General features: G+C 47.2%; 13 protein-coding genes. All 13 read left to right on the plus strand.

The window, feature by feature from the left end; genetic code table 11:
- Positions 1–309 (plus strand): DNA-3-methyladenine glycosylase I (locus tag OEV79_11730; protein MDH4212105.1); only part of this gene is annotated, 309 nt, incomplete at its 5' end.
- 5 nt (positions 310–314) lie between these two features.
- A complete protein-coding gene (locus tag OEV79_11735) occupies positions 315–635 on the plus strand; it encodes an MGMT family protein (GenBank protein ID MDH4212106.1) in 321 nt (106 codons plus the stop codon).
- Positions 636–684: 49 nt separating this feature from the next.
- A complete protein-coding gene (lepB, locus tag OEV79_11740; GenBank protein ID MDH4212107.1) occupies positions 685–1,398 on the plus strand; it encodes a signal peptidase I in 714 nt (237 codons plus the stop codon).
- 200 nt (positions 1,399–1,598) lie between these two features.
- Complete coding sequence (locus OEV79_11745) at positions 1,599–1,910, plus strand: HgcAB-associated protein (protein ID MDH4212108.1); 312 nt, start codon at positions 1,599–1,601, stop codon at positions 1,908–1,910.
- Complete coding sequence (locus OEV79_11750; protein ID MDH4212109.1) at positions 1,897–2,706, plus strand: arsenite methyltransferase; 810 nt, start codon at positions 1,897–1,899, stop codon at positions 2,704–2,706. Before OEV79_11745 ends, OEV79_11750 begins: the two co-directional genes overlap by 14 nt.
- Positions 2,707–2,762: 56 nt before the next feature.
- Positions 2,763–3,311 (plus strand): hypothetical protein, encoded by a 549-nt coding sequence (locus tag OEV79_11755; protein ID MDH4212110.1) that lies wholly within the window; start codon positions 2,763–2,765, stop codon positions 3,309–3,311.
- A gap of 37 nt (positions 3,312–3,348) precedes the next feature.
- Positions 3,349–5,472 carry a carbohydrate binding family 9 domain-containing protein gene (locus OEV79_11760; protein MDH4212111.1) on the plus strand — a complete coding sequence of 708 codons (2,124 nt, stop codon included), beginning with the start codon at positions 3,349–3,351 and terminating at the stop codon, positions 5,470–5,472.
- A gap of 58 nt (positions 5,473–5,530) precedes the next feature.
- Positions 5,531–5,908 (plus strand): carboxymuconolactone decarboxylase family protein, encoded by a 378-nt coding sequence (locus tag OEV79_11765; protein ID MDH4212112.1) that lies wholly within the window; start codon positions 5,531–5,533, stop codon positions 5,906–5,908.
- Positions 5,909–5,927: 19 nt separating this feature from the next.
- On the plus strand, positions 5,928–6,704 hold the full coding sequence (gene arsN2 / locus OEV79_11770; protein MDH4212113.1) for an arsenic resistance N-acetyltransferase ArsN2: 777 nt from the start codon (positions 5,928–5,930) through the stop codon (positions 6,702–6,704).
- 15 nt (positions 6,705–6,719) lie between these two features.
- Positions 6,720–7,265 carry a flavin reductase family protein gene (locus OEV79_11775; GenBank protein MDH4212114.1) on the plus strand — a complete coding sequence of 182 codons (546 nt, stop codon included), beginning with the start codon at positions 6,720–6,722 and terminating at the stop codon, positions 7,263–7,265.
- Between the two features lie 182 nt (positions 7,266–7,447).
- Positions 7,448–7,717, plus strand: coding sequence for a zinc ribbon domain-containing protein (locus OEV79_11780; GenBank protein MDH4212115.1), 270 nt, complete (start codon positions 7,448–7,450; stop codon positions 7,715–7,717).
- Between the two features lie 21 nt (positions 7,718–7,738).
- Positions 7,739–8,191 carry a DUF3788 domain-containing protein gene (locus OEV79_11785; protein MDH4212116.1) on the plus strand — a complete coding sequence of 151 codons (453 nt, stop codon included), beginning with the start codon at positions 7,739–7,741 and terminating at the stop codon, positions 8,189–8,191.
- A partial coding sequence (locus tag OEV79_11790) for an enoyl-CoA hydratase/isomerase family protein (GenBank protein MDH4212117.1) occupies positions 8,188–8,862 on the plus strand: 675 nt, incomplete at its 3' end. The genes OEV79_11785 and OEV79_11790, both read left to right, overlap by 4 nt.

Below are 8,862 nucleotides of genomic sequence, written 5' to 3' on the forward strand. Positions count from 1 at the left end.
GGCATTATAAGAAATCGTCTCAAGGTTGAGGCGACCATAGAGAACGCCCGGAGGTTTCTTGAAGTAAAGAAGGAGTTCGGATCTTTTGACAAGTATATCTGGCAATTCGTTGGCGGCAGGCCTGTCAGAAATAGTTGCAGGAAGCTTTCACAATTGCCGGCCCAGACAGAGATATCATGGGCAATGAGCCGGGACCTCAAAAAGCGAGGGTTCCGCTTTGTTGGTCCGACCATCTGCTATGCATTCATGCAGGCAGTGGGGATGGTGAATGATCATACAACAGACTGTTTCAGATATAAGCAGGTGTGAGTAACATGGATATAGGGATAGATAGTCTGTTCTACGAAAGAGTGGTAAAGATTATCAGAAGCATACCAGGCGGGAAGATCGCAACCTACGGGCAGATCGCCGATTACGCAGGGAACCCGAGGGCGGCTCGAGAGGTTGCATATATACTCCATTCAAGCTCTGACAAGGAAAAGTTACCGTGGCACCGTGTCATCAACAGTAAGGGCAGCATATCTTTGAAACGAGGTCGCGGTTACGAATTACAGAAGAAGATGCTGGAAGACGAAGGTGTGGTGTTCGATGATGAGGATCATGTTGATCTATTGCGCTTCCGCTGGCAGCCGTAACCGGACGCTTGTCCAATTGACTAACGGTCAAAATCCCCTATAATTCTTTATGGGTAAGAAGATAAGACGGTATATTCTATCCTGGCTCGTGGTGATAGCGATAGTGATGGTTCTTCGGGCAACCTTTGTTGAAGCGATGGTGATACCCAGCGGTTCAATGGAGAAGACGCTGCTTGTGGGTGACGCAGTGCTAGTTAATAGATTCATATACGGTGTAAAAATCCCTGTGCCATTTACGAACAAGCAGATTCCCATAATACGGGGACGGGATCCGAAGAGAGGAGAGATCATCGCATTTGCATCACCTTTCGAGAACAAGACCGTTGTCAAGAGATGCGTGGCAGTAGCAGGCGACACGGTTGAGGTCGTCAACAAAGCGCTTTACGTGAATGGAGAGTATTTACGCGAGTCTTATGCGCAGCACAGCGACCGGCGCGTTTTTCGAGGCGTCGAGGTTGACAACACCATCTACCAAAATGAATGGGAACAAGGTTCGCTCGGAGATATATTAGGCTTGCAGGTGAGGGATAATTTTGGCCCCGTCGTTGTTCCTGAGGATTGCGTATTTGCCATGGGCGACAACCGCGACACATCCTTTGATTCGCGCTTTTGGGGTCCGCTGCACACAAAGTACCTTAAGGGGTTACCTCTCTTTGTATTCTTCTCTTTTGATCCGGGGCAGGAGGGTGAGAATTTGTTTGATATAATCAAAATCTGGCAGTGGAAGGAGATACGCCTGACAAGGGTCGGTAAGGTCATGTAAGCCGGTAAGTCAATAACGATATTTTCCCGGGGCGGGGTAGCGCTGCGCTACCCCGCCCTTTTCTTTGGATCTTTTGAGACCTTCTATCACGCATTTCCCACTAAACCATTTTGCTGAATTGTTGTCTAATTCGCATAAATCAGTATAATCTGATTTGTCTATAAAATGAGCATGGACGGATTGTGCGAAGGAGATGGAAAATGAAGCAAAGGCAGGACAAAACTCGCTCGGATGGCTCGAAAAATGGAGAGAAATGCTGCAGGGTGGAATCGGTCATTTCGATCGACGACCGAGGTCAGATGATTTTGCCCAAGGAAATAAGGGAAAACGCCGATATTCAGGCTGGCAACAAATTCGCCGTAATATCGTGGGAAAAGAATGGCCGTGTGCTCTGTATTTCACTGATGCGTGTCGAGCAGCTTGCTGATTCATTACGAAGTGTCTTCATTCCACTGATAGAGGAATTTGATGGCAATACTGAAGAAAAAGGAGAAAAAAATGAAGGACAATGAGGTAAGGAAGGTAGTACGCAAGAGCTACGCCAAGACGGCGCAGCGTACATCATGTTGCGGTCCGCAGCCAGCTCAGCAGAGCAGTTGCTGCAGTGACGCAAAGAGCAAAAGCATGGGATATGATGAGCAGGACCTTGGGTCAGTGCCAGAGGGCGCCAATTTAGGTCTTGGCTGCGGTAATCCGGTCGCGATTGCCAGTTTGAAACCCGGTGATGCTGTACTCGATCTGGGCGCGGGTGCTGGGTTTGACTGTTTTCTGGCCGCAAAGAAGGTTGGTCCCGATGGCAGGGTCATTGGCGTTGATATGACACCGGAGATGATCGACAAGGCCAGGGAAAATGCCGAGAAGGGTCATTTCTCCAATGTGGAATTCAGGCTTGGTGAGATTGAGCACCTTCCAGTGGCCGATAATACGGTTGACGTCATCATATCAAACTGTGTCATTAATCTGGCGCCGAATAAACTCGAAGTAATGAAAGAAGCCTACCGCGTGCTCAAACCTGGCGGTCGGATTGCGATATCCGACCTGGCGTTACGTGGCGAGTTGCCGGAAAAGATAAAGGAAAACATGGTGGCTTATGTGAGTTGTGTTGCCGGTGCGATACATATCGACGACTACAAGAGCGCGGTCCGATCGGCTGGATTCAAGAACGTCGAGTTCAAGATCAATCAGGCAGCAAGCTGCGGTGAGCCACAGGATGATGAAGCAGCCAGGAATGCGCTCAAATTGACTACCGACGAATTCAAAACGCTGTCGGATGTTGTTGTTAGCGTTTACATTGAAGCCCGGAAATGATGTTAGGAAGAAACAGATTAGTGCAAGACATATTGTATAGCAAGGAGTAGACTAACATGCTTAAAAATATTGCCAGAAAGATGCCGTGTACGGAGGGTTTCCTTAAATGGGTGCTCCCGCGCGGCATCGTTGTCGGCTTGGCGCTGATTGCGAGCGTTTTTTTCATCGGCTACGCGCCAAGGATCGAGACCGGGGTTGTTGAATACAAAATGGTGACCGGTTGTAGGGAACATTGCTCACACGTTCTGATGCTGAAAACGGCGAGCAAAGCGGTGATGCTTGCGGAGGAAACTAATGATGCTGTGCTTCATGACACCGGTTTCTTTGTCATTGATGAGGAACTGGAGCATAGACTCTCCAGTTCCTACTCGGATATAAGGTACTGTATCTCGGTCAGAATACCAGGGTCTGATAACACAACCTGTTTGGCTGTCCCGCGGGAAATCTTTAACGGCCTCAGAACGAATTCGGTGGTCAGATTTGAGATCCGGGGACGTCGCAGTAATGAGATCAAAAGGATCGTAAATGAGATCGCAGATAACGGGTTCCGTAATGATAGGCACTTTCCTGAATACAATGGGTTAAGACATTTCGTGAACCAGTGAAGCGCCGCGCGATCTGGTATATATGAATGGAGGAAAAATGGCTTTTGCGCTATTGCTTCTGATAACCTCACTGACGGCAAGTGATGGAAAGTCAATCGCCGTGAAGTTCACCGAAAATCCACCGAAGATCGACGGTGTCATAGAAGATTTGTGGCAGCAAGCTGATTCTGCATACGAATTTGTACAATATACCCCCTATGAGAAGACCCCACCGACCGAGAGAACAGTAGTTTATGTTCTGCAGGATGAGGCTAACATATATTTCGCTTTCAGGTGTTATACGGGGAACCGGAAACCTGTATCAAGTCCCACTGGTGAAGAGGACGATATCACCGTGAAGATCGATCCCTTCGGGAGCAAGACGACCGGATACTACTTCTGGGTTTTCGCGAGCGACCAGATCTGGGATGGCTGGCTATTTGACGACGGCCGGTCCAATGATGATTCGTGGGAAGGAGTTTGGTTCCGGGGAATCAGGCTATACGAGGACCGTTACGAGGTGGAAATAAGAATCCCTTACAAATCGATAAGATACAAGAATGATCTCACTGAATGGGGAGTGCAATTCAAGCGCAGAATTCCGTTCACGGGCGAAGCGGATTTCTGGACCGAGGTTCTACAGGCCGAGGGCGATTTGATTTCTAAATGGGGTACTCTGACAGGTGTTAACCCCCGCGTGACCGGTTTTCATTTTGAACTCTATCCTGAAGGTTATCTACGCTACGATAAGAATTTCTTGAGCGATTCTACTCACCTCAAACCCAGTGTAAGTTTGAACCTGAAATGGGACTTGACTTCTCAAATGACGCTGAACGGGACGCTTTATCCTGATTTCGCACATATTGAATCCGATCCTTATACTCTTAATCTTGACCAGTATCCTGTTTACTTACAAGAACGCAGACCTTTCTTCCTTGAAGGAGCTGACATTTTCCGGATGTCTGATTTCGGTCCCGGAAAGGGTTTCTTCCAGCCCTTGAACATATTCTACTCACGCAGGATCGGCAAATCTATCGACGGTGACGCGGTGCCGATTATTGCCGGATTAAAACTCACCAACAAAACTGCGGACTGGAATGCAGGTGCTCTGATCGTCAGGACCGACGATTATGTACCCGATGATTCAGTCATTGAACCGGATAAATGGTTCGGCACGATCAGGGCGAAGCGGCGGGTTTTCAACAACTCAGACATTGGCATACTATTCAGCGGTTCAGTCACTGACAGAGAACATTACAGCTACGCTGCGGGCCTTGATGGGGTATACCGGTCCGGCCGTAATCAATTCATCATACAGGGTGCTGGAAGCAATCGGAATGGAAAGGTAGGCTGGGCATTTTCATCCGGGTATTTTGGCGATGTCGGTATTTTCAGAACGATGGCGGCGGTTGAGGCAGTGCATGATTCGTTTGATGTCGAGGATGTTGGGTTCGTTCCCTGGGTAGGAAGACAGAAGCTTACACTGTATACGGGTCCCTTCATGCAATATGCCAGAGGTCTTGTCAGGACACTTCATGTTGCGGGTGGGATGAAGACAGTAAGGGAAGCAGGACACGGTGACTGGTCAAAGCTGGGCGTAGTGATCATCAGTCCGACATTCCGTAACAACATATCTGCCACTCTGCAACTGCTCGCTGGTCCCTACTACGAAGCCAATGTGGATTACATCCGAAAGGAATTGCTTTTATCATTATCTGGTAATTTCCTTGGGTATTATCTGCAAATCAATTCCAGTCTCGGATACATGTACAATTATTGTCAAGATTATGTAGCCTACCGTAGTTCCACGGGGTTCGCATACAACTTCGCCATCAACCCGTTGATCAACCCGGGTATCAGTGCAAACATGTGGATCGAATGGGATACCCTGAACAATGTTACATCTATCACCCCGCGGTTGCGTCCTAATATTACCTTCTTCTTCAACGGCGACACCAGGATCGAGGTGTTCAGTGAAATGGTATTCAATGCTCCTGATGGTGACTTCGGCAATACGGATCTATGCTCAAACCGTTTTGGCTTCCTCTTTTCATGGCGTTTCCTACCAAAGTCATGGCTCTATGTTGCATTGAATGATTACCGCGCACAGGATGAATATGGTTCATTGGAACACCAGTATCAAATCGGAGCGATCAAGGCAAAATATTTGCTTTACTTTTAGGCTAATTATGTCTAAGATTTTAGGGTGTTCGCCTGATAAAGAACAGATGAGGTGAAATATGAATGAACAGGATAAAGAAAAGATCAACAATATCATCAAAGGCCGAAAGTACGCGCATGACTATTTGAAAGCAAGAAGATCCAGGACATATGAGGCGTTTCTCGAAATGGAGAAAGCGGCGTTTTCCTGCGGAGCACTCGAAAGGAAATTCAAGGAGATGATCGCCATCGGTATATCAGTGGTGGTAAATTGCGAGTCATGCATGCAGTGTCACATACGGGAAGCATTGAATGCGGGTGCAACAGAAGAACAGGTCCTTGAAGCGATCGAGGTCGGCATGGAAATGGGTGGCGGACCGGCCACGGTGACAAGCCGTTTCGCCATTAGCGTTCTCGAATATTACACGAGGAAAGATAGGTCTGGATCATCTGTTTAAAGACCAAGGAGTACTGAATATGAATGATGTTCAGATTCGTCGTGCGGTCGTTGACGACGAGGCACGGATACGGGAACTGCTCAGAGAATCTCAACTGCCATTCGAAGATGTTGGAAAACACCTTGTTAACTTTCTTGTAGCAGAGCATAATAATGCCGTCGTCGGCGCTGTCGGTCTGGAAGTATACGGCGAGATAGCACTTCTCCGGTCGCTCGCCGTCAAGGCTTCACACAAGAACAAAGGTATTGGCAGGAAACTATACGATGGGATTATCGCGTATGCCCGGCTCAAAGGTGTCAATAGATTTTATCTTTTAACCACAACGGCCGATCAACTTTTCCGCAAATTGGGTTTTATTGATGTCGATCGAAATAGATTACCAGATGAGATCCGCATGACAGATGAATTCAGGAGGCTGTGCCCGGAGACTGCAATCTGTATGGCTAAGGACATCGACAAGGATATCTATTACGTGCCGAAAAGCATGCAGGATCTCGCCGAGAGTGTCCCTGGAGCCAGAATGCTGGCTGTTCCCCTGGAGAGGGCGATGCTCACTTATTTTGAGGTTGCCCCGGGCACAAAGTTCGAGAGACACAAGCACGAGAGCGAGCAGATAACCTTCGTCATTGAAGGGGAACTTTTCTTCGAAATAGATGGCCGTGTTGTACGTGTAGGACCTGGCGAAGTCATCGCCATCCCCTCGAACGCGCCTCATGCTGCATACGCGGAGAACGAACATGTGCGCGCGGTCGATGCATGGTCTCCAGTCCGGATAGACTTTATTCAAAAAACATGAAAGGGCAGGTATTTTATGAAAAAAGTTGTTGAGGGAAACATATTGAATCCATTGCCAGTAGCGCTTGTAGGTACATTGATTAACGGGCGGCCAAATTATGCAGTAATAGGGTATATGTCGCCATTTGATTTTGGGAAACATGTTTTTTTCAGTCTTTATAAGAAGCGTTATACTAGAATCGGTATTCAGGAAAACAAGACATTCAGCGTGAATATACCGTCAGAAGAAATGATAAAAGAAGTTGTGATCTGCGGCAGCAAGTCCGGCCGGGATGTCGATAAATCGCAGCTCTTTCACAATTTTTATGGTGATCTCGAAACGGCGCCGATGATAAGAGAGTGTCCTCTGAATATGGAGTGTAGTGTTACCGAGATGCTCGATTACGATCCGAATGAAGGGATAATTGGCAGAGTGGTTAAATCTTATGTTGATCCAGAGTTTGCGATTGATGGCACTATCGATATGCAGAGCGTCAAGCTGATAGCGTGGACAACGGGCGGTGATTTCGCCTATTACAGACTCGGCGAGAAAATAACGCTGCCGCAAGATGAAACTAAGTGAACATGAAAATTCTTACATGTCATTGCGATGAGTCCCGCGTTTCCCGAGTCAAGACGAGAGGAGCTTGTCGAAGGGCGACGAAACAATCTCGCCCTGCGCGAATATATTGACAGCAATTTCTGAGCGCATAGAATAAGAGAAAAGTATAGAAACAAAACACATAAAAAAGGGAGGCTACAGGGATGGATAGTGAAGCGATCATATGCCAGAGTTGTGGTATGCATATGCAGAAAGATGAAGATTTCGGTTCTAATGCCGACGGCACAAAGAACGGTGAGTATTGCTGTTTCTGCTTCAAAGATGGTGGTTTCACCGACGAGGGGATTACTATGGAGCAAAAGATAGATAAATTAGTGGAGCTTGCCGTATCGCATATGCAGATACCGGAGGAAAAAGCCCGTGCGATGGCCGAAGAGATCATCCCTAAGTTAGACAGATGGCGCCAGGAATGAGTTGTCAGGCGGAAAAAATTCATGAACGATAAATACGGACGGATTCTCACCGAAATAAGAAAGCCAACAGAGAAGACTATGATGACAACGCTGGGAACGCGGGCAAGTTCACTCTGGAAAAAACTTAGAACATTTCTAAAGGTGAATTACGATCATGTGCCTGTGTTGCTCTTCGGGGGACAGAAATACGGCTGGTGCTTCAAATACAGACGAAAAAATAAGACACTCTGCGTGTTGTTTCCAGAATCGAAAGCATTCACTGTTCTTGTGACTTTGGGAAAGAAGGAAATCGCCCAATTCCAGGAACGTTATGATGATTTTAATGAAGGCACCCGAATGCTGTTTACTTCAGCACATCAGTATCATGACGGAAAATGGTTGTACAAGCGAGTATTGAACAAAAGTGATTTGAGAGATGTTATTTCTCTCATCCGAATAAAGAGAACGGAAAAGACAAAGGGTTCTCAGTCATGAAGCACGTTGAGGTTGTGACTGACGAGGATGTCGCAGTAGTCAAATTGTCGCGAAAGACAACCAACGCGATAGATCTTGAATTGATACATGAACTTTTCAATTATCTGAAAGCCGCAAAGAATGATACAGAAATATCGGGTCTGGTATTAACGAGCGCGAACGAGAAGTTTTTCTCCATAGGTTTTGATATCCCTGGATTGATCAACCTGGAAGAGAAGGATTTTTCGGAATTCTACCATGCATTCAATCAGCTCTGCATTGAAATGTATACGTTTCCCAAGCCGGTAGTGGCTGCGATCACCGGACACGCCGTTGCCGGTGGCTGCATCCTTACAATATGCTGTGACTATCGGTTCATTTCTGAAGGCAAGAAACTAATGGGGCTCAACGAGATCAAGCTCGGCGTGCCGCTGCCATATCCTGCGGATTGCATACTGAGACAGATCGTTGATGACCGCAGCGTGCGTAAGATCCTGGATACCGGTGATTTCTTTCCGCCCGCAGAGACGCTCAAAATGGGTCTCGTGGATGAAGTGATGCCACTTCAACAAGTTCTGCCGACATCGATGGGAAAAATCAAATCAATCGTCTCTTTTTCGCTGGAGGCTTTTCGAATGATCAAACAGAACCGTACCGAAAAGGTTGCAGCTCAGATCCAGGCAGAATTGACA

The organism is candidate division WOR-3 bacterium (assembly GCA_029858255.1).
In the GTDB taxonomy this organism is placed as follows: Bacteria; Hydrothermota; Tepidihabitantia; order SM23-42; family SM23-42; genus SM23-42.

Bases quoted from the DNA above. Each gene is read 5' to 3' on its own strand.
- OEV79_11745 (MDH4212108.1), top strand. From the start codon at position 1,599: ATGAAGCAAAGGCAGGACAAAACTCGCTCGGATGGCTCGAAAAATGGA.
- OEV79_11750 (MDH4212109.1), top strand. From the start codon at position 1,897: ATGAAGGACAATGAGGTAAGGAAGGTAGTACGCAAGAGCTACGCCAAG.
- lepB (MDH4212107.1), top strand. From the start codon at position 685: ATGGGTAAGAAGATAAGACGGTATATTCTATCCTGGCTCGTGGTGATA.
- arsN2 (MDH4212113.1), top strand. From the start codon at position 5,928: ATGAATGATGTTCAGATTCGTCGTGCGGTCGTTGACGACGAGGCACGG.
- OEV79_11755 (MDH4212110.1), top strand. From the start codon at position 2,763: ATGCTTAAAAATATTGCCAGAAAGATGCCGTGTACGGAGGGTTTCCTT.
- OEV79_11760 (MDH4212111.1), top strand. From the start codon at position 3,349: ATGGCTTTTGCGCTATTGCTTCTGATAACCTCACTGACGGCAAGTGAT.
- OEV79_11775 (MDH4212114.1), top strand. From the start codon at position 6,720: ATGAAAAAAGTTGTTGAGGGAAACATATTGAATCCATTGCCAGTAGCG.
- OEV79_11780 (MDH4212115.1), top strand. From the start codon at position 7,448: ATGGATAGTGAAGCGATCATATGCCAGAGTTGTGGTATGCATATGCAG.
- OEV79_11785 (MDH4212116.1), top strand. From the start codon at position 7,739: ATGAACGATAAATACGGACGGATTCTCACCGAAATAAGAAAGCCAACA.
- OEV79_11765 (MDH4212112.1), top strand. From the start codon at position 5,531: ATGAATGAACAGGATAAAGAAAAGATCAACAATATCATCAAAGGCCGA.
- OEV79_11735 (MDH4212106.1), top strand. From the start codon at position 315: ATGGATATAGGGATAGATAGTCTGTTCTACGAAAGAGTGGTAAAGATT.